Raw genomic sequence first — 24,411 nt, forward strand, 5'->3', positions numbered from 1 at the left:
GCGGCCATCGCATCGTGTCCCGGGCGCGGTGCAGCGCCCCTCGCGCTGCTGCGGAGAACCGGGACCCCGCGCTTGCCAATCACCGGGGCCCCGGCTCTGCAGCGCACCACGCCGCCAAGGGCGGCGCGCTGCGCCGCGTCCGGGGCACGTAGTTTCGAATTCGCAATGACGTGAAAGCCCGATGCCCACGATCTATTACATCCGCCACGGCGAGACCGATTGGAACGCCACCGGCCGCTTCCAGGGCACTCAGGACATCCCGCTCAACGACAAGGGCCGCGGCCAGGCGATCCATGCCGGCGGCGTGCTGCGCGATCTGCTGGCGCGGCAAGGCTGCGATGCATCGAGCCTCGGTTTCGTGGCCAGTCCGCTCGGACGTGCGCGCGTCACCATGGAACTGGTGCGTGGCGCGCTGAAGCTTGCGCCGGACGATTACGCGCTCGACGACCGCCTGCGCGAAATCCGCTATGGCGCCTGGGAAGGTTTTACCCTGGCGCAGATGGAGACATCCGATCCCGAAGTGTTCACGGCGCGCCATGCCGATCGCTGGAGCGTCGCGCCGCTCGGCGGCGAAAGCTATGCCGGGCGGTTGCCCTTCGTCGCCGACTGGCTGGGCTCGCTGAATCGGGACACCGTCGCGGTCGGCCATGTCGGCACCGCGCGCACGCTGTTGGTGGCGCTGGGCCTGGCCACGCCCGCGGAGGCGATCGCAGGACCGATCCTGCAGGGCGCCGTCTATCAATTCGCCCCAGGCGGGCTCACCATCCACCGCGGAACGGGCGTTTGACCGGCCCATAATGGCGCGTTACCACATCGCCCACCACTGACAGTCCAGGCGCCATGTCCCATAACACCTTCGGCCATCTATTCCGGGTTACTACCTTCGGCGAGAGCCACGGGGTCGCGATCGGCTGCGTGGTCGATGGCTGCCCGCCGCTGCTGCCGCTGACCGAGGCCGACATTCAGGGCGATCTCGATCGCCGCCGGCCGGGGCAGTCGCGCTTCACCACCCAGCGCCAGGAGGCCGATCAGGTCAAGATCCTGTCGGGCGTCATGGCGCATCCGCAGAGCGGCGAACAGGTCACCACCGGCACGCCGATCGCGCTGTTGATCGAGAACACCGACCAGCGCTCGAAAGACTATTCGGAGATCAAGGACAAATATCGTCCGGGTCACGCCGACTTCACCTATGAGGCCAAATACGGCATCCGCGACTATCGCGGCGGCGGCCGCTCCTCGGCGCGCGAGACCGCCAGCCGGGTCGCCGCCGGCGCGATCGCCCGCAAGGTGGTGCCGGGCATCACCGTGCGCGCCGCTTTGGTGCAGATGGGGCCGCACCGGATCGACCGCGACAAGTGGGACTGGAACGAGGTCGGCAATAACCCGTTCTTCTGCCCGGACAAGGACAAGGCCGCGTTCTTCGAGGACTATCTGGACGGCATCCGCAAGAGCGGCTCGTCGATCGGCGCAGTGATCGAGGTGGTGGCCGAGGGCGTGCCGGCGGGCTGGGGCGCGCCGATCTACGCCAAGCTCGACACCGACCTTGCCGCCGCGCTGATGAGCATCAACGCCGTCAAGGGTGTCGAGATCGGCGACGGCTTTGCCACCGCGGCGCTGACCGGCGAACAGAACGCCGACGAGATGCGGATGAGCAATCACGGCCCGAGCTTTCTGTCCAACCATGCCGGCGGCATTCTGGGCGGCATCTCCACCGGGCAGCCGGTGGTGGCCCGCTTCGCGGTGAAGCCGACCTCGTCGATCCTGGCACCGCGCAAGACCATCGATCGCTCCGGCGCCGACACCGACATTCTCACCAAGGGCCGCCACGATCCCTGCGTCGGCATCCGCGCGGTGCCGGTCGGCGAGGCGATGATGGCCTGCGTCCTGGCCGATCACTTCCTGCGCCATCGCGGCCAGGTCGGGTAAGCGGCCCTTTCGCGGAGCGTGACTAAAAAAGCGATCAATAAAACGAGGTCTTCAAGGCCGTCCTTGCGAGGAACTCTTGCGACCAAGCAATCCAGTCCTTGCCTGATGTCCCTGGATTGCTTCGCTGTCGGACGGCGTAATGCGCCGTCCTCGGCTCGCAATGACGAAATCAAGGTCGATTTATTGGCTTCTTTTCCTCAGTCATTCCGGGGCGGGCGCAGCGTCAGCTGCGAGCGAACCCGGAATCTCGCCGCAAAGGACGCTGCGCTCCAGCCTGCCGCAAGATTCCGGATTCGCTCGGCCTGTCGGCCTGGCGCCCGGAATGACACGATGTTGGCGCGGCAATTGATCTGCAAAACGCCGCCGACTACGCTAAGCTTTGCCGATGCAATCCAAACTCAGAGCCATCAGCGATTGGCTGGTCGACGGCGCGCGGTCGGCGCCGGAGCCGAGCGCGATGATGATGCAGACCTGCGAGCGGCTGGTGGCGGCCGGGCTGCCGCTGTGGCGGGTCGGGGTGTTCGTGCAGACATTGCATCCCGACGTGTTCGGCCGCAATTTCGTCTGGCGGCCCGGCGCCGAGATCGCGATCGGCACCGCCTCGTTCGACGTCAGAGATTCGCCGGAATTTCTCAACAGCCCGCTGCGCCTGCTGTTCGAGAGCCAGCACGAGGTCCGGTTCCGGCTCGACGATCCGCGCAGCCAAGCGTTTCCGTTCTTCGACGACATGCGCGGCGAAGGCGTCACCGACTATATTGCGTTGCCGCTGCTGTTCGTCGACGGCAAGGTCCACGCCTCGAGCTGGACCACCAAACAGCCCGGCGGCTTCACCGAGGCGCAGCTCGACGGGTTGCGCATGGTGGTGCCGCCGCTGGCGCGGCTGATCGAAGTGATCGGGCTGCGTCGCACCGCCACCACGCTGCTCGATACCTATGTGGGCAATCGCGCCGGTGAACGCATTCTCGCCGGCCAGATCCGCCGCGGCCACGCTGAGACGATGCAGGCCGCGATCTGGTTGTCGGATCTGCGCGGCTTCACCGCACTGTCCGACCGGCTGCCGCCGGAGACCATGGTGAAGGTGCTCAACGCCTATTTCGACTGTCAGGTCGGGCCGATCCTGCGCCATGGCGGCGAGGTCCTGAAATTCATGGGCGATGGGCTGCTCGCGGTGTTCCCGATCGCCGAGGACGGCACCGACAGCGCCGCGGTCTGCGCCCGGATGCTGGAGGCGGTCCAGGAAAGCCGCCGCCATGTCGACGCCATGCGCTACGCGGAAGGCAACCACGTCATCGACAGTTTCCGCTTCGGCGTGGCGCTGCATCTCGGGCAGGTGCTGTACGGCAATATCGGCGGCGGCAACCGGCTGGATTTCACCTGCATCGGTCCGGCGATCAATCTCGCGGCTCGGCTGGAAAAGATCGCCGGAAAGCTCGGGCGCACCATCGTGGCGTCGCAGGCCTTTGCCGATCTCAACGAGGATGGCTGGCACGATCTCGGCGAATTTCCGATCGCCGGGTTTGCGAAGGCCGAGCACGTGTATGGCAGAATGGACGAGACTTCGAACAGCGTCACGTCATGAACGATGCCGGGGCGCGTCCAGGGAACGAAAACTAGAGCAATTCCGGTTCTGATAAAATCAGAACCGGAGCTCTAGATTCTTGTTTTGACGCGTTTTCTTCGCGCGAACCGGTACCCACTTCGCTCGAAAACGCTCTAGCTGCCGCGAATGTAGGACTGCTTCAATCCGAAGGTCAGGATCAGCAGCGTCATCCACAGCCGCAGCATTGCAAAGCTCAAGATGAAGACGAAATAGATCAAGTTCTTGAGGATCTGGTTTAGGGGCGAATGAAGCCAGAAATCCATCAGCACTACGCGTATTGCATCCTGAACGAAGCCAAGCGCGACATAGCCGACCGTGAGGACGACGATCGAAGCGGCCAGCCAGATGCGGCGCTGAACCAGTTCCCTGCCGGCGGCCATCATGGCGGGTTGGCCTGCGTTATGCTCGGCGTGGATGACCATGAGCAGTACCAGTGTCGCGATGAAGGCACTCCACCACATGCTCAACGTGTTGACATGGGCGAAGGCCATGCCGTCGATGCCCGTCATCATGGTCGCCGCGAGCGAATGGCCGCCGACGGAATTGACCGCGAGCGCGGCGGCCGCCATCAACAGTCCGATCCGCGTGAGGATCGCCAGCGACAGCTTCAGGGACGTCCGCAGGGTCTGTTCGCCGAGGTCGGTTTGCCCGCCAGCCAGTTCGATGGACCGCTGGGCTACGACAATAAACGCGTTCAGCACTGCGATGCTGGCGAAAACCAATGCCAGCATTGCAAGCGGTCCGACGCTGAATGATATCACGCGCATTGCTGCGGCTACCGCCAGCCACGGCAATGCCTCCAGGAAACGGAGCGGCCCGAACGTAATGTTCGGCCGAGGCATCGACCGGCTGCTCAGCGCATGGAACATTTTGCCACGCTACCGGGGGCAGTTAAAATTTTGGTTTTGAGGCATGGTAAAATTCGAATGAACGTCCGTTACTCTTCCGGCTCTGTAGTGAACAGCAGCGGATAGCCCTTGGCGCGGCCGGCGTCGGTGGCGCGGGTCGCCTTGGTCTCGGCGACGTCCTTGGTGAACACCGCGACCACGCAGGCGCCGCGCTGATGCGCGGTGATCATCACCTTATGGGCCTGATCCTCGGTCATCTTGAATTCGCCTTGCAGCACGCGAACCACGAATTCGCGCGGCGTGTAGTCGTCGTTGATCAGAATCACCTTGTGCAGCTTCGGTCGCTCGACCTTCGGCTTGGTCTTGGTGGTCGGTTTGACAACGGTGTCACTCATAGGGGCTCACGCATGAAGCTCGACCGACGCTTGCCGACGGCCAACGCATGCTAGCCATCATTTGGGGCGGCATTCAGCCAAGCCGCCCCGTCGTTGACGGCCGCCGCCGCGCTCCGGCGCAGTCTACAGCCTCGCCGGCCGTCGGGAAACCGGGGGTGGCTACGTGCCGGGCGGTGCCTGCTCCGCCAGCCGCCGCGTCGCCTGCTGGCCGCTGCATGGCGCTCACAGGGCGGGCTTGGCTTGCTTAGTAAGCGCGACACGGCACGACCCTGTCTGCGCACCGCACTGGCCTGGCGGCGTCCCTAACTTGATTGTGAACGGGAACCGGGTTTGTCGCTTTCCGGCATTGCGTTTGCATGGCACGATCGCTCACTCATTCGACGGAGGGCCGCCATGCGCTGGGTCTCGATCGGGGCGATGCTTGTCGCGGCTGCGGTGGCAGCCGGAGGCGGGGCGGCTGAGGCCGCGCCGAGCCGGACTCCGCAGCTCGCTGCCGACCCGGACGCGGCCAAGCAGGTCGATGTTGAACTGGTGCTTGCAGTCGACGTCTCCTATTCGATGGACACCGAAGAGCTGGCGATCCAGCGCGAGGGCTACGCCGAGGCGCTGGTCTCCAAGGATTTTCTGCTGGCGCTCAAGAGTGGCCCGACCGGCAGGATCGCGGTCACCTATTTCGAATGGGCGGCCTCGGGCGACCAGAAGATCATCATGTCCTGGCAGCTGATCGACGGCCCGGAATCCGCCGACGCGGTCGCCGCCGCGATCCTGAAATCGCCGATCCGGCGGGCGTCGCGCACCTCGATCTCCGGCGCGATCAATTTCGCGGTGCCGCTGTTCGAGCAGAATCCCTATCACGGCCTGCGCCGGGTGATCGATGTCTCCGGCGACGGTCCGAACAATAACGGCCTGCCGGTGACGCTGGCGCGCGACGCCGCGCTGGCCAAGGGGGTGATCATCAACGGCCTGCCGATCATGATCAAGGAGCCGTCCTATTCGACCATGGATATCGAGCACCTCGATCAATATTACGAGGATTGCGTGGTCGGCGGGCCGGGCTCCTTCGTGGTCACGATCAACGACCGCGACAAGTTCAAGGAAGCGATCCACACCAAGCTGGTGCTCGAAGTCGCCGGGCGCATGCCCGAGCGCCACCTCATTGCGATGGCGGATAAAGAGAGAGAGCCGCGGGTGTCCTGCACGATCGGCGAAAAGATCTGGCAGGACCGCTGGGGCAGGTAGCTCTCACCAAGGCGAAGCCTGCGACCGAGATGGTCAAGTCGAAGTCGTCATTGCGAGTCGTCATTGCGAGCCAAGGGCGGCGCATCGCGCCGCCCGACAGCGAAGCAATCCAGGGCCGCGAGCAAGGACTGGCTTGCTTCGTCGCAACCGCTCTCGCAATCACCACCTCAACGAACTGCTTCGACCGATCGCTTTGAGTCAGCCAGTCAGGCGTCCGGCACCCAATTGCCGTGGAAGCCGTTCGGCATGCGGTGGCCGAGCTGGACCAATGCCACCGGGCCGGCGGCGATGTCGCTGGCTTCGAACACCGCCAGATCGCTGCGGTTCTCGCTGCCGCGCCAGATCACCGCCAGCAGCCAGCCGTCGCCCTCGGCGGCATCCTTATGGCGCGGGACGAACACCGGTTCGCCGACGGTGTCGCCGCGCGGCAGCTGATATTGCGCGCGCCGGGCGCCGGCGCCGTCGACATGGACCAGACCGCACAACGCCCCAAGCGGCAATGATGGATCGGCGCAGGCGTACCAGCCGTGGCCGCTGCGCAGGCCGGCGCGGCGCTCGTCGATGCGCGGAAATTCGCCGCTGATTTCGTCCAGATAGGTCCGGGTGAAGTGATCGGAATTGCCGGCGAGATTGAAGCCCCAGCGGCACAGCCGGGCGCGGGATTTCTCCGGGTCGGTACGTCGTCCGTCGGGATGCGGAAACAGCGGCGCCGCCTCGGACTGCATCACGTCGGCGAAGACCCAATCGCCGTCGTCCCAGGCGTTCATGACGTGAAACACGAAACAGGCTTCGCCGCGAAACCACTGGATATCACCGGCCCGGCCGCCGCGCTTCATCACCCCCACATAGGAGCCCTTGGCCGGATCCCACGCGTAAGGCGGCTTGCCGCGCAAGGCCCGCCAGATGCTGCCGGTCAGCGGCAGGATCGGAAACAGGATGTGCCGCTCGGTGACGGCGAAGTCGTGCACCATGCTGGCATAGGGTGCCTTGAAGCGCTCGAACCGGGTCACCTTGCCGGATACATCGACGCTGCCAAAGGACATCGCCCGCGTCATCGGCCCCTTGGCGTTGTAACCGAAGAACAGCATCTCGCCGGTCGCCGGATCGATCTTGGGATGCGCGGTGAACGGGCCGGAAATGGCCTGGCCAAAATCGCAATAGCCGCGCGTCGCGAGACTCCCTGGCTCAATCTCGGTCGGCAAATGGGCCTCTTCCAGCGCCAGCAGTTTGCCGGCGTGAAACACGATATTGGTATTGGCGACGCCGCCATCGACCGGTGCGGTCGACGGCGCGTCCGCCAGCCGGCGATTGAAACTGCCATAGAGCGGCCGGCCGGCTTCGTGCTCGGCGATCCATTTCGGGGTGCGGATCCAGCGGTTGCGATAGCTGGCGCGGCCATTGGCGAGCCGGAACGCGTGCAGCATGCCGTCGCCGAAGAACCAATGCGCGTCGGGCGTGGCGAATTGCGGATTGGCGCCGTTGCGATACAGCGTGCCGTTGAGGTCGCGCGGCAGCTCGCCGCGGACCACCAGATGCGGCGCGTCGCACTCCATCGGAATCGGCGCCAGATTGCTGATCGCATCCGGAATTCCCATCACGTGCAGCATGTCAACCTCCCGAATGCCTATGCTCGACTGCGTCTCCTTGATCGCGGGCGGGCCGCGGGATCGCTCAATTGATTGTCAGCTTGCGCCCGAATGGCGGCACCGCCGCCGAACTAATATCGGGAACGGCCCAGATCACCGGCCAGCGCGGGCGGACATTCGCCGGGCCTTCGAGGTCGGTCAGCACCACGCAGATGTCCGGATGGTGCCGCTCGGCCTCCGCCAGCAACGGCGTGAAATCGGTGCCGCCGCCGCCGGAAAACGCCATCGCGCCAAGGTCGATCGGGTCGCCGGGCTCGAAGATCTCGACCTTGCGCACCCGCTCGTCGCCGATGATCAGCACCAGGCCGGCCTCCTGACGCCGTGTGATCGATTCGATCTCGACGGCGAAGCGCTCCATCAGATTGTCGTCGATCGAGCCGGAGACGTCGATGATCAGCGCCAGCCGCGGCGAGATCTTGGTCGGGCTGGTGCCGGGCTCGAACGGCATCCGATGGTTGCCGCTGCGTCCCTGATTGGCGATGTAGGAGCGGGTCGGCCGCGACCAGGAGATCGACGGCTTGCGCGCCAGGCCCCGCGCCAGCTGCACCCGCAACACATGGCTCCATGGCGTGCGGCTTTGCGGCAGATCGGCGATCAGCGCCCGCAGCATCGAGAACGCGCCGTCGCCGGCGTGGCCGCGCATCAGCCGTTCGCTCCATTCGCGGGCCTGTTCGGCCTCGGCTTCCGGCGCGCCCTGCGCTTCCGGGCTGGGCACCAGATCGATCGCACCGTCCTTGCCGAGGTCGCGTACCTTGGCGGATTTCGGCCCGTCGTCACGGGCGTCGGCGCGCTGCTGCTCGCCGGCCGATTCCGGCTGATCCTGGCCGCCGGCGCCCGGATTGCTGGCCTTGCCGCCTGAATCCGATTTGTTGCCGCTTTGCTGCTTGCTGCTTTGCTGCTGCATCCGGCGATCGTCGATGCTGCGATACAGCCGCTCGACGTCCCATTCCAGCAACGCCACCTCGGCGTCCTGCTTGCGCTGCAGCGCCTTGGCGAGGATCTGTTCGAGAAACACCGAACCCGACGGCAGCGTCAGCCAGCTCAGATGCGCCAGGGTCGAGTTGACGATGGCGTCGGCGCAGATGTTGAACAGTTGCAGGTCGACGTCGCCGAGCACGCGCTGCAGATCGACGAAGCGCTGCGGATGGCGCAGCGCGATGTGCAACACCTCATGCGCCACCACGCCGACCTGCTCGGGCAGCGGCAGGGCCTCGAACGCCGCGCCGTAAAACACCGTATGGCCGTCGGTCATCACCACCGGCGCCTCGGCGTCGGCGGCCAGATCCTGGTGCCGGACCCACAGCGCCAGCCCGCCGGTGGAGGGCGCATATTCCACCATGCGCTGGATCGCGCGGGTCCCGCGATGGCTATACAGCGCGGTGGTATCAAGCATGCTGGCTTTCCAGCTGGCGGCGTTCGCCGTAGCGATGATAGGCCGGGCTGTCGAGGATCGCGGCCTCGAGCCCGTTGTCGAGCCCGCGCTGCATGAACAGCTCCATTGCCAGGGTCTGGGCTTCGCGGATCGGCAACGGCATGGTGCCGCGGATGTCGGGCAATTGCTCGATGATCTCCATCGCGCGCGCCAGCGCGGCGGCATCCTGGCTGGCGGCGAGCAGGCCGTAGATCATGCCGTAAAGGCCGTCCAGCGTCTTCGGCAGCAGCGCCGCGGTGTCCGGCCCCGGACGCGCCGCCAGCAGCCGCACCACGTCGGTCCCGGCCTGGATCTCGCGCAGCACGCCGAAGAACTCCGCGGCATTGGCGGCGCCGATGCGGCCCTGCACGAACAGCTTCTTGGCGGCCTCCGACAGGCCGGACTTCAGCACGTTGGAGATATCCTCCCAGCCGCGCGGGCTCGAGCCGATCAGATGGTCGCCGGCGAGCTGCGCCTGGGTATCGTCGAGCTTGTCCGGCCGGATCTTCAGATAGGCCATCACCTCGGGGGCAAAATCGGCGGCGATCGCATGCGCCAGAAAGGCGTCGATCACGGTCTGCACATTGAAGTGGAACATGCGGTCGGCCAGCGCCGTGCCCATGTCGTGGCTGATCGCGCCATGGAAACTGGCATTGCCGGCGGCCACCACCTGCCAGCCATCGGGCAGGTGATAATTGCCGACGCGGCGATCCAGGATCAGCGAATAGGCCGAGATCTGCAGCCGCTGATCGGCGGCGGTGAGTTCGTCGAGAAACAGCAGACCCTCGGACTGGTCCGGCGTCGGAAGAAATTCCGGCGGAAACCACACGGTCTTGGCAAGCGCCTCGTCGGCATAGATCGCGCCCCTGATATCGACCGGCTCGATCGTGGTCAGCCGCAGGTCGACCAGCGGGATGTCGAAATGCCCGGCGACCTGGCGCACGATCGAGGACTTGCCGACCCCGCGCGTGCCCCACAGCATCGAGGCGCGACGCCGCAGCGTCGGGTCCGAATATTGCTCGATCAATGCGGCCTTGGCCGCGGCGATGGAGACCGGCGGAATGTTCATCGGGTTGCCGTGCATGGAGCCTCACACTTCTTTCGTCTGATGGCGTTCTCTGTGCTGTTCTGTGTTTGTCGTCTGCTATTGGTGTTCGTCTTGTATTCCGGTTGTCATTCCGGCCGGAAAAGCGTGCTCCGGTCGGATGAAACGTCGCGCGCCGCGATCAGCGGCACCGCGGCCAGCTGCGGCCACTTGCCGACCTTGGAACGCCGGGGCAATGGCGGCACTTCCAGTCGCGGCGTATCGCGCATCCCGAACGCGCCGAACATCAGCAGCGGCGGCGCGCCCATGATCAGCAGATTGAGGATCGAGCCGCTGGGGATCTCCACCTGGGTCAGCGCGCCGGCCCCGGCGATCAGCACGGCGAAGAACAACAGCGGCGACGCGCGGCGAAACACCACCGCCCAGCGCGCCCGCCGCAGCTTCTCGTGGAACAGATGCGGCGGCTTCGCCAGGGTCTGGGTCAGATGCGCGATCATAGGGTCCAGCCTGGCTTCGATCTTGCGACTGACATCCGGCTCGCCGCCGCGCACCCGCAGCTTGCCGCTCCATCCCACCGGGCTTTTGTGCAGCGGTCCCCAGGCCCAGCCCATCACCGCGAGCAGGTCTTCCGGCAGCACGACGTCGGCGCTGTTCGGGATCAGATCGATATCGGCGGGATAGCCTTTCACATTCGCCGCGTGAACGATCACGTTCAGCCCTGTCACGGCCGCCTCTGCCCGGGTCAGCTGCATCTGCACCGCCGGCCGATCATAGGTGCCGTGGCCGCTGGTCGGCAGCAACCGATAACTCTGCGCGATGGTGGTATTGGCCGCCGTTCGGAACTGCCGTTGCGGCGGCACCGATTCGATTCGCTCCAGCAATTCGCCGGGATCAGCGCCCTCGGTTTGCAGGGTGGCGTCGAGGCCGCAATTCAGCGTCAGCGTCCGGGTCAGCCGGTACAGATCGGGCCGGATATGTTCGAGTCGCAAAATCTCGTGGGCGTCGATCTGGTCGGCGGTCTGCCAGCTGTGTTCGATCGGCTTGAACACCAGGCATCGCTTGGTGCGATCGCTCGCGGCGAGATCGACATGGCGATCCCGCCGCGTGAAGGGTTCGATCAATCGGAGAATGTCGTGATGGGTGAGAGGATGGGCGGGCTTGTCGATACGCCCCGCCGCTCCCGTCAACAAATTTGCATAAGTCATTCCTGTTCACCGAATTCCAAAAGACCGCCTGAGTTGTATCTCCGGCCGGCCCGATCGATCAAATCATCTTAAGCTTTCTTTCGGGCCCGGGTGCAGCAGCCGCGTGCGATGCGGCAGATGTATCGGCCATCGTCGTCAGGGCGCCCAGGAACGAGTCGTATGAGCGTGTCACTTGATCGAGTACCTCAAAGTGTGGGAACGCACCTGTTTCGAATTGCTCTATGTGCCAATTGGCGCGATTCGCCACCCGGTCTTTGTGATGGTAGTCGACGAAATCGCCGCGCACGCCATGCGCCATCCACACCGGCAGCTGCAACGACTCGTAGACGCGAAGCGCGTCGGTGCTGAACAGATAGCCGGCCACGAAGTAATACGGGGCGTGACGCGCGCCGGGCTGTTGGCCGGTCTCGTAGTCATAGGCGAGCAGGGCTTCGTCGATGTTCTTCGAGCCCCAGGCCTTCTCGAGGAATTTGCGGATCACCGGACGCATCGTCAGCAGCCGGAAGATGCCGCGGTCCCACACCGACCAGTTCAGCGCGTTGAGCAGCCACGGCTTGCCGCGATTGCCGGGCACGCTGGCGTCGCGCGCCTTGCCTTCGAATCCGGTGGGACTGATCAGGGCAAGCGACCGAAACGCCGCCGGATTTTCCATCGCGGCGCGGGCGATAAATTCGCACGACAGCGACAGCGCCACGGCGTCGACCGGCTGGCCGCCATTGGCCTCTTGCAGCTTGGCGACGGTGGCGTGCACCGCGTCGGTCATCATCCGCGCGGTGTATTCGCGATCGTGGCGGTCGGATTGGCCGAAGCCCGGCAGATCGAGCGCATGGACCGGGCGCTTGTCAGCATAGTGATCGTAGAGCGGCTTGACCTCGAACGCCGACCCCACCGCATTGATGCTGTGGATTAGCAGCAGCGGATTTGCGGGGCCTTCAGCGGTCGCGGTGCCCGACGTATAGGTCGCGATTCGGCCGGCCGTGCTGGCGATGTCCGTTCTCGATCCGTGCAGCGGATTCGCCAGTCCTGGTCGCACATCGCCTCCGTGAGAAATGATCGATCGGTCAATTATCCGATCTGCCGAATCCGTCATCGCTTAACCTCCTCCAAGTGTGATCTGACTAGGTAATCAAATGTCAGCGATCTCAGATGGTTCCGTAAGGTTCCGCCGGCTCGGAGCGTGGCGGGCGTCGCGATTACTTGACGTCAGTTTCGAACTTCGCTGGTAGCTAGATACGCTTAGTTAGCGCGTGCGCGGCGTCCAGGATGTTTTGCGGCGAGGCAACGGTTACCGGCCACCGTATCGGCGGGCCAAAGCCGATCAATCGCGCGCGTGGCGGGCGCGGCGCGGGCGAAAATGAGCGCGATTGACGTCAAGCGCCGTGGCGGCGTTGACGCCGCGGCCGCGCCCCGTGCGATTGCGAGGTGTGGATAAATCGTCTGAAAAGTTAGAACGCCGGGCCGTTGGGCCTGATTCGCATGCCGCGGCGCAGCCTGGTCCAGGGCAGCGCGGCGGTGTCGGCGGGCATCGCGCCGGGCGCCGCGCAGATCAGCAGCGTCTCGGCGATCGGCTGGAAGTCGGCGCGGAAATGCACCGAGCTCTTATTGACCAGGATCGCTTGTTCGGTCGGCTCGATGCCGACAAAGCGGTACATCGCCTGGTCGGCGAGCTGCGCCTTGTGCGACGCCACGACAACGCGGACATCGCCGATCCGCAGGCAGGCCGACGGCCCCATCTCCATGTCGCGGCCGCCATAATACGGACCATTGGCGACGAAGCGGCCGTCGGACAGCGCCTCGACCACGAAGGATTCCTCATAGGGCGCGTCGCCCTTGATGCCGGACTTGCCGCCGAGCGCGAGCGCAACGGTGGCGCCGAGTCCGGCCGCATGCGCGGCCGCGGCCGAGGCCGGATCATAGATCGCGCCGATCGCGGCGCGCTGCGCATTGTTGCGCACCAGCGCCCGCAGCATCCCGGTGGTGTCGGAATCGCCGCCGGCCCCGGGATTGTCCTGGGTGTCGGCGATCACGATCGGCCTGGTCGCGGTCGTCGCCAACGCCATGGCGTGACGCACGCCGTCATCCGGAGTGTAGATCCGGCCGTCGAAATCGTCTTCGTGGCTGATCACCAGCGCGGCGACGCGATCGGCCGCGGCGTCGGCGTCGGCCTGGGTGCGACCATAGGCGAACACCGCGGGACCGCAATCGGGAAAGTCGGCGGCCGGAAAGCCCGGCGCGAAGGACAGCGTCGGCACCGCGTCGCTCTCCAGCGCCGCCATCTTGTCGTAGATGCCCTGGCAGGGCTGGTCGAAGGTGCACATCCAGCTGATCGGAATCAGGAACGGCAATTGCCGGAACGCCTTGGCGAAGCGCTCGCCGGATTGCAGCAGCAGGGCCAGATGCCGGGCGGCGGCGCGGCCGGTGTCGGCCATGTCGACATGCGGATAGGTGCGGTAGGCGATCAGCGCGTCGGCGTGCTGCACCATTTGCGGCGTCACATTGGCGTGCAGATCGAGGCTGACCACCAGCGGCATGTCAGGGCCGATGACGGCGCGGACCCGCGCCAGGATCTCGCCTTCGCCGTCGTCGAGATGTTCGGTGACCATGGCGCCGTGCAGGTCGAGATAGACCGCGTCGAGCGGCAGCGCCGCCTTGATGCCATCGACCATGACCTTGGTGATGCGCTCGAAGGCGTCCTTGGTGACATGGGCGGAGGGGCTGGCGCCGCAGGCGATGGTTGGGATCAAGTCCCAGCCGCGCGCTTCGGCGTCCTCGACAAAGCCGGCCAGCCCGACATTGATGCCGCGCATCACGGTGAGCATGTCGGGGCCCTGCGTCATCCCCGGCCAGCCACCGCCATGGACGAAATCGTCCCAGGTCGCCTTGGTGGGTGCGAAGGTGTTGGTCTCGTGCAGGAAGCCGCCGACGGCGATGCGGGTCATGATGGTGATCTCATGTTGATGTTTTCCGTTCGTCATTCCGGGGCGCGAGCAACGCGAGCGAGCCCGGAATCCATACTCCGCAGCATCTCGTCTTGGCCACAAGGGTTGAGGCGGCGGCCTACACGCAGGCCAGCGAATATGGATTCCGGGCTCGCTCGCAGCTATCGCTGCTCGCGCCCCGGAATGACAAGCGATGGTTGGTTCGAGCGGTCAAGTCGCCAACGTCGCCTGCGCGGCCGCATGGATCGGTCGGAAGTTTGCAAAATCCCAGTTGCGCCCGGGGGCAGCTTCGAGCAACTGGCGCGTATAGGCCTTTTTCGGATTGGTGAGGACGTCGGCGGCGGGGCCCTGTTCGACGATGCGGCCATGCTGCATCACCGCGACGTCGTCGCAGATCTGCGCCGCGACGCGCAGATCATGGGTGATGAACAACAGCGCGATGCCGAGCCGGGTCTGGATCTCGTCGAGCAGTTCGAGCACCTGCGCCTGCACCGAGACGTCGAGCGCGGACACCGCCTCGTCGGCCACCAGCACGTCGGGATCGAGGGCCAGCGCGCGGGCGATGGCGATGCGCTGGCGCTGGCCGCCGGAGAATTGATGCGGGAAGCGCGAGATCGCGTCGGCCGGCAGGCCGACCAGTTCGAGCAGGTCGCGGGCCTTGGCCAGCGCCTCCTCACGCGACATGCCGTAATTGATTGGGCCCTCGGCGATGGTCTCGCCGATGTTGATCCGCGGATTGAGCGAGCGATAGGGATCCTGGAAGATGATCTGGATCCGCTTGCGGTGCGGCTGCAGCAGCCGGCGCGACAATTCGGAGATCTCCCGGCCCATCAGGCGGATGCCGCCAGAGGTCGGGTCGATCAGCCGCACGATGCAGCGCGCCACGGTGGATTTGCCCGAGCCGCTTTCGCCGACGATGCCCAGCGTGCGGCCCTTGCGCAGCGTCAACGTCACCTCCTGGGCGGCGACGACTTCGCGGCCGCGGCCGAACATCGCCCGTTCGCGATAGATCTTGCCGAGCTCGTTGGCCTCCAGCACCACCGGCAGCTTCGCGTCGGTGCGCGGCGCGCGCGGCACCAGGCTCGGCACCGCCGCGAGCAGGTTGCGGGTGTAGTCCATCGTCGGCTTACGCAGGATGTCGTCGAGCGCGCCGGTTTCGACCAGCCGGCCCTGCCGCATCACCGCGACGCGATCGGCGATCTCGGCGACCACGCCCATGTCATGGGTGATGAACAGCACCGCGGTGCCGTGCTCCTGCTGCAATTCGCGGATCAGCGCCAGGATCTGCTTTTGCGTGGTGACGTCGAGCGCCGTGGTCGGCTCGTCGGCGATCAAGAGCTTCGGCTCCAGCACCAGCGCCATCGCGATCATGATGCGCTGGCGCTGGCCGCCCGAGAGCCGATGCGGATAGGACGAAAAGATCCGCTCGACATCGGGCAGGTGGACCTGCTCCATCATCGTCAGAATGCGCCGACGCCTGGTGCGGGGGTCGAGATCGGTGTGAACGCGCAGCACTTCGTCGATCTGGCGGCCGACCGTCACCACCGGATTGAGCGCGGTCATCGGCTCCTGGAAGATCATCGCCATGGTGGTGGCGCGCAACTGCCGCAGCCGGCGATCGCTGGCCCCCAGCACGTCCTCGCCGGCGAGCGTGATGCTGCCGCCGGCGACTCGCAGCGCGCCCTTCGGCAATAGGCCCATCACCGCCAGCGAGGTCACCGACTTGCCGGAGCCGCTCTCGCCGACCACGCACAGCGTCTCGCCGGCGCGGACACCGAGCGAGATGCCGTCGATCACCCGTTGACCGCCGGCGTTCCTGCCGAGTTCGACCACAAGATTTTTGATGTCGAGAACATTGCCCGTCACGTTGCTTGTCATCCCGTTTGTCACTTGGCGCCCTCCCGCTGCTTCATCCGCGGATCGAGCGCGTCGCGCGCGGCGTCGCCGATCAGATTGACGCTGAGGATCGCCAGCGAGAGCAACAGCCCGGGCCAGAAGATCAGCGACGGCTTGAGTTGAAAATAGGAGCGTCCCTCGGCCATGATGTTGCCCCAGGTCGGCGTTTCCGGGCTGATGCCGGTGCCGAGGAACGACAGGATCGCCTCGGTGAGAATCGCCGCCGCGCAGATATAGGTGCCCTGCACGATCAGCGGCGCCACGGTGTTGGGCATCAGGTGCCGCCACAGGATTTTCGGCAGGCTGGAGCCGACCGAGATCGCGGCCTCGACATAGGGCTCCTCGCGCGCGCTCAGCACCACCGAGCGAACCAGACGGGCGACTCTGGGGATTTCCGGAATGGTGATGGCGATCATCACCGTGGTCAGGCTGGCGCCCGACAGCGACACCACCGCGATCGCCAGCAGGATGCTGGGGATCGCCATCAGCCCGTCCATCACCCGCATCAGCACCGCGTCGACCCATTTGAAGAAGCCGGAGATCAGGCCGATGACGAGGCCGATGGCGATGCTGGCGACCGCGGCGCCGAGCCCGATCAGCAGCGAAATCCGTCCGCCATAGAGCACGCGGGACAGCACGTCGCGGCCATAGGCATCGGTGCCGAGCAGGAATTCCGCGCTGGCCGGCTTCAGCCGTTGCGACGGCACCAGCAGCATCGGATCGTGTGGTGCGATCAGCGGCGCGAAAATTGCCGATGCCACGATCAGCGTGAGGCAGATGGTGGCGGCGGCGATGATCGGCGTCGCGGTGAGAAATCCGAGCCCCGCGCGCGGCGATGCGGCGACCGGGATTACGGGCTCGGTATGGGTGTCGATCGCCATCAGCTTTTCACCTTAGTAACGGATTCGAGGGTCGAGCAGGGTATAGGCGACGTCGATCAGCAGATTCACTGCCACATAGATGCCCGAGGTCAGCAGGATCATCGCCTGGATCACCGGATAGTCGCGCGCCAGCACGGCGTCCACGGTGAGCCGGCCGATGCCCGGCAGATTGAAGACGCTTTCGGTAACGACGACGCCGGAGATCAGCAGCGCGAAGCCGGTGCCGATCACGGTGATGACCGGCACGGCGGCGTTGCGCAGCGCGTGGCGCAGCAGCACGCCGCTTTCGGCGATGCCCTTGGCGCGCGCGGTGCGGACGTAATCCTCGCCGAGCACGTCGAGCATCGCCGCGCGGGTCATTCGGGCGATCAGCGCGATATAGATGAACGACAGCGTCAACGTCGGCAGGATCAGCCGTTCGAAGAACGGGCCGAAGCCGGCGGCGAATTTGCGATAGCCCTGCACCGGCAACCAGCGCAGCTCGATGCCGAAAATCTGGATCAGCACATAGCCGATCACGAACACCGGCACCGAGAAGCCGATCACCGACAGCGCCATCACGAAGCGGTCGATCCAGGTGCCGTGCTTCCAGGCCGCGATCACGCCGAGCGGCACCGCGACGACCACCGCAAGGATGATGGTCGACAGCGCCACGGCGACGGTCGGCTCGATACGCCGGCTGATCATCTGCAGCACCGGAACCTGCGAGATCAGCGAGATGCCGAGGTCGCCGTGCAGCAGCCGCCCGATCCAGGTGAAGAACTGCGTGTAAAGCGGTTCGTTGAGCCCGAGCGTGGTGCGGATGCGGTCGAGCTGTTCGGGCGTCGCCATGTCGCCGGCGATGATCGCGGCGGGATCGCCGGGCGTGAGCCGCAGCAACAGAAACACGAACAGCGCGACCACGCCCATGACAGGAATGGCGGCCAGCACGCGGCGGATGAGATATCCAAGCATCGGATCGCGGTTCCTTGATCTTCAGTAAATTGACGAACGCGTTGTGAACTCAGCAAATCCTATGCCACGCCGGCAGCGTTGCGCTGTGCCGTTGGGACCAGACGAGTCCCAACCTTGGTACCAGAGCGGCGCCCTTGGCCGCGCCGAATGAGATTCGCCGCCTCATTCCAGCGTCGCCAGCAATCCGGCCATCAGGCGTCCGCGCTCGACCAGGCTGGCGACCTCGATGTGCTCATTCAAGGTGTGGGCGTCGGCACCGCGCACGCCCAGACCGTCCAGCGTGGGAATTCCCATCGCGCCGGTGAAATTGCCGTCGGAGCCGCCGCCGGCGCTGACATGCGGCAACTCAAGTCCCATCTGCTGCGCCACGCCGCGGGCCTTTTCATACAGAGCCATGGTGCCGGCGTCGGGCTCCCAGACCGGACGGGTGACGCCCCGCGTCACCTGGAAGGTCACGTCATTCGATGTGCCCGACAAGGCCAGCATGCGCTCCACCCCGCGGTCGAGATCGGCCTGGCGCTTGGCCATGCTCAGGGCTTCTCCGGTGCAAGTGGTGGCGACGCAATTGACCCATTGCCCGCCATGGACGATGCCGACGCTGAAGGTGCAATCCTCCGTCGTCAAGGCGTCGATCGCGATGATCTGCCGCGCCATCTCGCGGATCGCGGAGCGGCCCGACGACAGCGTGGCGCCGGCGTGGCTGGGTTTTCCGATCGCCTCCAGATTGAATCGCGCGATGGCGTAGCGGCCGGTGACGACGCCGTTATTGGGCCGGCCCGGCTCCGGCACCAGCACGTATTTGTTGCGCGCGGCCTCGGCTTCGACGACATCGCGCACGCTCGGCGTGCCGACTTCCTCGTCCGGCGTGAACAGCACGGTGATCGGCAGCGGCGTGGTGAACGACGCCCGCGCCAATTGCCGAATCGCTTCGAGAGACAGGTAGTTGCCGCCCTTCATGTCGAAGATGCCGGGGCCGTAGCATTTGTCGCCGTCGCGGCGAAAGGGCAGCTTTTGCAGCGTGCCGATCGGATGCACGGTGTCGAGATGGCCGGCGATCAGAATCCCCGGCTCGCCCTGGCGCGGATGCGGGAAGCGGGCGCGGACGCAACCGGCGAAGCCTTGCCGTCCGGCGATGCGCTCGATAGTTGCGCCCATGATCGCCATTTCGCGCGCCGCCAGATCGAGCATGCGTTCGACCGCGGATGCGTCCCAGGTCGGGCTCTCGCATTCAACCCAGGTGCGCAGCCCCTGCAACATAGTTTCGGAATCGAACGGGAGGTTGGTCGGATTCATTGCTCTCTCTTTTTTTGTGATCGCACTACGAGACTCACTGCGACGGGATTTGTAAAGCGAAACTCGCCACGCACCCGATACGCGGAAACACGATTGACGCCTGCTACGCGAGATGCAAGTCTCGATTACCAAGGACTTACAGCGTGTTAATCACACTGTAGCGCCTAAACTTCTGTCGTGATGCACAACCATTGACCGGCAGTTGATCAGTTTCCAGCCAGGAGAAAAACGAATGTTCCACAACTCACGTTGGCTCGGTTCAACAATCGCGTCCAAATTCGGCTTGCCCGCATTGGCGCTCGCGGCGGCATTGTCCTTGCCCGCGACGATGGCTGAGGCCAAGACCATTCACGCGGTGATGCATTCCAATCTGCGTGTCATCGATCCGGGCCTGACCACGGCATATATCACCCGCGACCATGGCTACATGGTCTACGACACCCTGCTGTCGATGAATTCCAAGTTCGAAGTGAAGCCGCAGATGGCGGACTGGAAGGTGTCCGACGACAAGCTGACTTACACCTTCACGCTGCGCGACGGATTGAAGTGGCACGACGGCAAGCCGGTGACGGCGGAAGATTGCGTCGCTTCGCTGCAGCGCTGGGGCCAGCGCGACGGCATGGGCCAGAAGCTGATGTCAGTCACCGCCAGCCTGGTGGCGACCGACGCCAAGACCATCACGCTGACACTCAAGGAGCCCTACGGGCTGGTGTTGGAATCGATCGGCAAGCCGTCGTCGCTGGTGCCGTTCATGTATCCGAAGCGAATCGCCGAGACACCCGCCGACAAGGCGATCCCGGAGCAGATCGGGTCCGGTCCGTTCAAATTCGTGCAGGCTGAATTCCAGCCCGGCGTGAAAGCGGTGTACGTCAAGAACACCGACTACGTGCCGCGCAAGGAGGCGCCGGATTGGACCTCGGGCGGCAAGGTCGTCAAGGTCGATCGCGTCGAATGGATCACGATGACGGACGCGCAGACCGCGATCAATGCGCTGCAGTCCGGCGATATCGATTTTCTCGAGGTGCCGTCCTACGACATGTTGCCGGTGCTCGCCCAGGATCCCGAGTTGAAGATCGAGATTCTGAACAAGCTCGGATCGCAGACCATCGGGCGGATGAATTTTCTCTATCCTCCCTTTGACAACGTCAAGGTGCGCCGCGCCGCGCTGCTGGCGATGAACCAGAAGCCGGTTCTCGATGCGATGATCGGCAATCCCGAATACTACAAGCTGTGTGGCGCGATGTTCGGTTGCGGCACGCCGCTGGAAACCGATGTCGGCTCTGCTCCCGTGCTGACGGGCGACGACATGGCCGAGGCCAAGAAGGAGCTCGCGGCCTCCGGTTATGACGGGACCCCGGTGGTGCTGATGGCGCCGACCGACGTCGCCGCGCTGAAGACCCAGCCGGTCGTCGCCGCGCAGCTGTTGCGCGAGGCGGGCTTCAAGGTCGATCTGCAGGCCACCGACTGGCAGACCGTGGTGTCGCGCCGCGCCAGCCAGAAGCCGCCGAGCGAGGGCGGTTGGAACCTGTTCTTCACCACCTGGGTCGCGCCCGACATCATGAACCCGGTCGCTAATGTGATGTTGAGCGGCAAGGGCAAGAGCGGCGGTTGGTTCGGTTGGCCCACCGATGCCAAGATGGACGAGATGATCGACCAATATGCGCGCGCGACCGCACCCGACGCGCAGAAGAAGATCGCCACCGATATCCAGGCCCGGGCTTATGAGCAGGTGACCTACATGCCGCTCGGTGCCTTCACCGCTCCGGCGGTGTGGCGCAAGACCCTCACCGGCGTGCTCGACGGTCCGGCGACCCCGGTGTTCTGGAACATGGAGAAGTCGGAGGACTAAAGCATGATCCCGAAAACCGGATCGCGGTTTTCGGAAAAGATCATGCTCAAATGACAGGCTGGAGCGGGATGACGATTCGAAGAGACGATTCGAAGATTAGTCATCCTGCTTTCGCCGACGGCGCATTGCGGCACGGCTGTCCAAATCAAACAAGAGGTCGGCGTCTCGGGAACGAGACGCCGGCCTTCTGATTCGCAGGATCGCCGATCGCGCCGATCGCGCCGATCTGCTTCAGGCGACGGCGCGCAGATCGGCCGATTTGACGGTTTCGAACTCGACCGTCGCGGCCTGCTTGGCGGCCTTCAGCACCGCGACCGCTCGGGCGATGTTGTCCTCGGAATGTCCCGCCATCACCTGCATCCGGATTCGCGCGGCGCCCTTGGGCACCGCCGGGAATTCCACCAGATTGGCGACCAGGCCGAGGTCGGGCAGACGCCGGCTCACCAGCCGGGCCAGGCCCTCGCTGCCCATCTTGACGCAGACGATCGCCGACGGGTCGCCGTAAAAGTCCATTCCGGCCTCGTGCAATTGCCCGCGCAGGCTGAGGACATTGCTCATCAGCGCCTTTCGCAGCGCCAGCCCTTGATCGGAGTCGATGATCTCGAACGCTTTCAGCACGATCGCTGACTGCACCGGCGACAGCGCGTTGGAGAACGTCGCCGGCGCGCTGTAGAAGCGCAGATATTCCTTCACGGCGCGGCTGTTGCAGGCCACGAAGCCGCCATTGGAGGCGAATGTCTTGGAGAAGCTGCCCATCACGATGTCGATGTCGCCCAGCATGTTCTGGATGCCGAGCTGGCCACGGCCGTCGTCGCCGAGGCAGCCGAGATCGTGGGCGACGTCGACCACCAGCGTGGCGTTATATTCGCGGCACAGCGCCTGTAGCCCGGCCAGATCCGGCGAGTCGGAATCCATCGAGAACAGTCCCTCGGTAATCACCAAAATGCCGTTCTCGGTGTCCTTGGCCCTGATCTTGGCGAGGATCTTGCGGCAGTACTCATTGTCGAGATGCCGGAACTGATGGACGTTGTGGGTCGCGGCTTGGGCGCCTTCCTGCAGACAGGAATGCGACAGCATGTCCATCACCACATGATCCGCCGAGCGAACCAGTCCCTTGATGACGCCGAAGCCAGCCGCCCAGCCGGTCGGATAGAGCACGACTTCCTGCATCTTGAGGAATTCGGCGATCTTGCGTTCGAGTGCTACCGAGTAGGTGGTGTTGCCGACCAGCGCCGGCGAGCCGGCGCTGTGCACGCCACAGCGCGCGATGACGTCCTGCGCCGTCGCCTTGATCTCGGCGTTCGACGCCATGCTGAGATAGTCCTGTGAGGCGAAATTGACGCCGCTCATCCTGTTGCCACGATCGTCCTGGGCCTCGCACACAGCCCCTGCGCCACCCTCCGTGGAACGGGAGAACGGCCAAAGGCCATTCTGGCGCCGCAGATCCTGCCACTTGAAAAAGCCCTCGGTGCGCGCCAGCAGATCGGCGCCGCCGGGCATGCGGAAGTCCCTCATGCTACCTGTGAGCGCGGCGGGCGGAATGGGAGGGCGCGACGACATTGGCATGATCACTCCTGTCAGTTGTGACTTGGTTGAAAGTGAGTGTTGGTCGACGCGATCATGCGGTATCAGTATTAATACGAGATAGACAACAAGGTTCGAATAGCACGCATTGTGGAACCATTTGGTGACTTGGTTAGCGAGAAATTTGGCCGCGCCGCGGATGACAGAAACGTGACGGTGCGGTGCTGATCAGCACGCTCGATAGATCTTATGGCCTTTGGTCGAGGATTCAGCCTTGCGGCGGGGCCGCGGCCTGCAGAACGGCATGGCCGGGCTCGGTCAATGACGGAACCAGGGTCGCCTCGGCGCGGCCGTCATCGTCGCCTGCTTGCGGCGCGGGCGGCAGCGGCAGCCGGATCGTGAAGCGGCTGCCCTTGTCGATTTGGCTTTCGACGATGATCTCGCCGCCCATCAGCCGGCAAAGCTTCTGACTGAGAGCCAGCCCCAGGCCGGGGCCGCTATATTTCGTGGTGGTGCTGTCGTCGATCGCGGTGAACTTCTCGAACAGCCCGGGGATCTGGTCAGCCGCGATTCCGATGCCGCTATCGATGATGTGAATCGTCAGCTCGTCGTTCGCCTTGAGAGCTCCGATCAATTCGATGGTGCCGTTCTCGGTGAATTTTGCGGCGTTGTGCAGAAGCTGGTCGAGCACGCTGCGCAATTTGCCGGCATCGAGCAAGGCGGTTCCGAGATCGTCGCCGACGCTGCAGGAGATTTGATTTCCGTTGTGCTCCGCCGCCGGCGTCGCGCGGTGAACGGCGTCGGTCAGCAGGCCCGCAACATCAGTCGGTTCCAGATGCAATTCCATCCGGCCGGCCTCGATTTTCGACAGATCGAGGATCTCGTTCACCAGCTTGAGAAGGTGCTGGCCCGCGCCGTGGATCTTGTTCAGGTCGGAGATGTCCTGGACGTCATCACCGGCGTCTTCGAGCAAGATCTGGCTATAGCCGATCACCGCATTGAGCGGGGTGCGCAGTTCATGACTCATTCGCGCCAGAAACTCGGATTTGGCGGAGCCGGCCCGTTCGGCCTCGATGGTCGCCAGCCGCAATTCCGAGGCGGTGGCGACGTGCTCGCGCATTTCGCTTTCGAGTTCGGTCTGCGAGGCCAGCACCTTGGCGTAATAGGTCGCCATCATCGCCACATAGATCGACGCGGCGATGGTCGAGACAATGCCGAGGCCCTGCATGCCCGCGCCCGGCAGCGGGTTCTTCACCACCGCGCCGAACTGATAGAGCGAGATGAAGATCGCCAGATTGACGGCGAACATCGCGATCACGATCAAGCGGAGCGATGCCGATGAGCCCAGATAGAAGAACGCCAACAGCGGAATCGTCAGCACCCAGGGCAGCGTCGGCGAGGTCACGCCGCCGTTGAAGTAGCAGCTCCACAGAATGCAGAAGATCAGATTCTGCACTGAGATGAGCGCCAGCGGATTGTAGGGCACGCCGGCCTTGAGCAGGAACGGAAACAGCCAGAACGCCGTGATCGACAGCGCCAGGATCGCGATCTCGAAGCCGGGATGCGGATCGAAAAAATAGATCGCGGCCGGGACGACGTTTCCGATGAAGGGGCCGAGAATATGACTGACGAGGAACACGTGGACGCGGTTGCGGGTCTCGCGGTCGGCCCGGAGCGCGGGTGGAATGAAATAGTTCACCAATCGATCGAATTGCGCGACAAACCGAGAAGACTTGTCTTTCACCATCAATTCCACCAGC

19 protein-coding genes are annotated in these 24,411 nt (G+C 64.7%); 5 read left to right on the forward strand and 14 right to left on the reverse strand.

All coding sequences use genetic code 11. The features are described from left to right. The first annotated feature begins 181 nt into the window (after window positions 1-181). The 3 genes from RBJ75_RS25745 to RBJ75_RS25755 all read left to right on the forward strand — a co-directional run bounded on the left by RBJ75_RS25745 (window position 182) and on the right by RBJ75_RS25755 (window position 3,505). Window positions 182-787 (forward strand): histidine phosphatase family protein, encoded by a 606-nt coding sequence (locus tag RBJ75_RS25745; RefSeq protein WP_044404830.1) that lies wholly within the window; start codon window positions 182-184, stop codon window positions 785-787. 53 nt (window positions 788-840) lie between these two features. Further along, window positions 841-1,926, forward strand: a complete 1,086-nt coding sequence (aroC, locus tag RBJ75_RS25750; protein ID WP_276156622.1) for a chorismate synthase — start codon at window positions 841-843, stop codon at window positions 1,924-1,926. 385 nt (window positions 1,927-2,311) lie between these two features. Continuing rightward, window positions 2,312-3,505, forward strand: coding sequence for an adenylate/guanylate cyclase domain-containing protein (locus RBJ75_RS25755; RefSeq protein WP_044418290.1), 1,194 nt, complete (start codon window positions 2,312-2,314; stop codon window positions 3,503-3,505). A gap of 134 nt (window positions 3,506-3,639) precedes the next feature. Here the strand turns inward: RBJ75_RS25755 and RBJ75_RS25760 are convergent, their stop codons facing one another. Then, window positions 3,640-4,395 carry a hypothetical protein gene (locus tag RBJ75_RS25760; RefSeq protein ID WP_173427313.1) on the reverse strand — a complete coding sequence of 252 codons (756 nt, stop codon included), beginning with the start codon at window positions 4,393-4,395 and terminating at the stop codon, window positions 3,640-3,642. Between the two features lie 68 nt (window positions 4,396-4,463). After that, entirely contained in the window at window positions 4,464-4,769 is a 306-nt protein-coding gene (clpS, locus tag RBJ75_RS25765) for an ATP-dependent Clp protease adapter ClpS (protein ID WP_044405240.1), read from the reverse strand. A gap of 393 nt (window positions 4,770-5,162) precedes the next feature. On the opposite strand from clpS, the gene RBJ75_RS25770 reads away from it, so the two are divergent. Next, window positions 5,163-6,008, forward strand: coding sequence for a DUF1194 domain-containing protein (locus RBJ75_RS25770; protein ID WP_044405239.1), 846 nt, complete (start codon window positions 5,163-5,165; stop codon window positions 6,006-6,008). Between the two features lie 206 nt (window positions 6,009-6,214). On the opposite strand, the gene RBJ75_RS25775 is transcribed toward RBJ75_RS25770, so the two are convergent. The 10 genes from RBJ75_RS25775 to RBJ75_RS25820 all read right to left on the reverse strand — a co-directional run bounded on the left by RBJ75_RS25775 (window position 6,215) and on the right by RBJ75_RS25820 (window position 19,278). Further along, on the reverse strand, window positions 6,215-7,615 hold the full coding sequence (locus RBJ75_RS25775; RefSeq protein WP_044405237.1) for a carotenoid oxygenase family protein: 1,401 nt from the start codon (window positions 7,613-7,615) through the stop codon (window positions 6,215-6,217). Between the two features lie 64 nt (window positions 7,616-7,679). Beyond that, window positions 7,680-9,047 (reverse strand): DUF2201 family putative metallopeptidase, encoded by a 1,368-nt coding sequence (locus RBJ75_RS25780; protein WP_044405235.1) that lies wholly within the window; start codon window positions 9,045-9,047, stop codon window positions 7,680-7,682. After that, on the reverse strand, window positions 9,040-10,149 hold the full coding sequence (locus tag RBJ75_RS25785; protein WP_044405232.1) for an ATPase associated with various cellular activities (AAA): 1,110 nt from the start codon (window positions 10,147-10,149) through the stop codon (window positions 9,040-9,042). The genes RBJ75_RS25780 and RBJ75_RS25785 overlap by 8 nt, the downstream gene beginning before the upstream one ends. 89 nt (window positions 10,150-10,238) lie before the next feature. Further along, complete coding sequence (locus tag RBJ75_RS25790; protein ID WP_044405229.1) at window positions 10,239-11,315, reverse strand: hypothetical protein; 1,077 nt, start codon at window positions 11,313-11,315, stop codon at window positions 10,239-10,241. A 58-nt stretch (window positions 11,316-11,373) separates the two neighbouring features. Next, window positions 11,374-12,405, reverse strand: a complete 1,032-nt coding sequence (locus RBJ75_RS25795) for an alpha/beta fold hydrolase (RefSeq protein ID WP_080900840.1) — start codon at window positions 12,403-12,405, stop codon at window positions 11,374-11,376. Between the two features lie 355 nt (window positions 12,406-12,760). Further along, window positions 12,761-14,254 (reverse strand): M81 family metallopeptidase, encoded by a 1,494-nt coding sequence (locus tag RBJ75_RS25800; protein ID WP_276156781.1) that lies wholly within the window; start codon window positions 14,252-14,254, stop codon window positions 12,761-12,763. A gap of 210 nt (window positions 14,255-14,464) precedes the next feature. Then, entirely contained in the window at window positions 14,465-16,120 is a 1,656-nt protein-coding gene (locus RBJ75_RS25805) for an ABC transporter ATP-binding protein (protein ID WP_044417763.1), read from the reverse strand. A gap of 20 nt (window positions 16,121-16,140) precedes the next feature. Then, entirely contained in the window at window positions 16,141-17,031 is an 891-nt protein-coding gene (locus RBJ75_RS25810) for an ABC transporter permease (protein WP_044417757.1), read from the reverse strand. 12 nt (window positions 17,032-17,043) lie between these two features. Further along, window positions 17,044-17,985 carry an ABC transporter permease gene (locus RBJ75_RS25815; protein WP_044417759.1) on the reverse strand — a complete coding sequence of 314 codons (942 nt, stop codon included), beginning with the start codon at window positions 17,983-17,985 and terminating at the stop codon, window positions 17,044-17,046. A 162-nt stretch (window positions 17,986-18,147) separates the two neighbouring features. Continuing rightward, a complete protein-coding gene (locus tag RBJ75_RS25820) occupies window positions 18,148-19,278 on the reverse strand; it encodes a M20/M25/M40 family metallo-hydrolase (RefSeq protein WP_276156782.1) in 1,131 nt (376 codons plus the stop codon). A gap of 232 nt (window positions 19,279-19,510) precedes the next feature. Here RBJ75_RS25820 and RBJ75_RS25825 point away from each other — a divergent pair, with 232 nt between their 5' ends. Beyond that, window positions 19,511-21,127, forward strand: a complete 1,617-nt coding sequence (locus tag RBJ75_RS25825) for an ABC transporter substrate-binding protein (RefSeq protein WP_044410959.1) — start codon at window positions 19,511-19,513, stop codon at window positions 21,125-21,127. Between the two features lie 231 nt (window positions 21,128-21,358). Here the strand turns inward: RBJ75_RS25825 and RBJ75_RS25830 are convergent, their stop codons facing one another. Beyond that, complete coding sequence (locus tag RBJ75_RS25830; protein WP_201776314.1) at window positions 21,359-22,627, reverse strand: aminotransferase class I/II-fold pyridoxal phosphate-dependent enzyme; 1,269 nt, start codon at window positions 22,625-22,627, stop codon at window positions 21,359-21,361. Between the two features lie 292 nt (window positions 22,628-22,919). Further along, window positions 22,920-24,350, reverse strand: coding sequence for a sensor histidine kinase (locus tag RBJ75_RS25835; protein ID WP_276156783.1), 1,431 nt, complete (start codon window positions 24,348-24,350; stop codon window positions 22,920-22,922). Window positions 24,351-24,411 lie beyond the last annotated feature (61 nt).

The sequence above is a fragment of the Rhodopseudomonas sp. BAL398 genome, from assembly GCF_033001325.1.
Lineage (GTDB): Bacteria > Pseudomonadota > Alphaproteobacteria > Rhizobiales > Xanthobacteraceae > JARJEH01.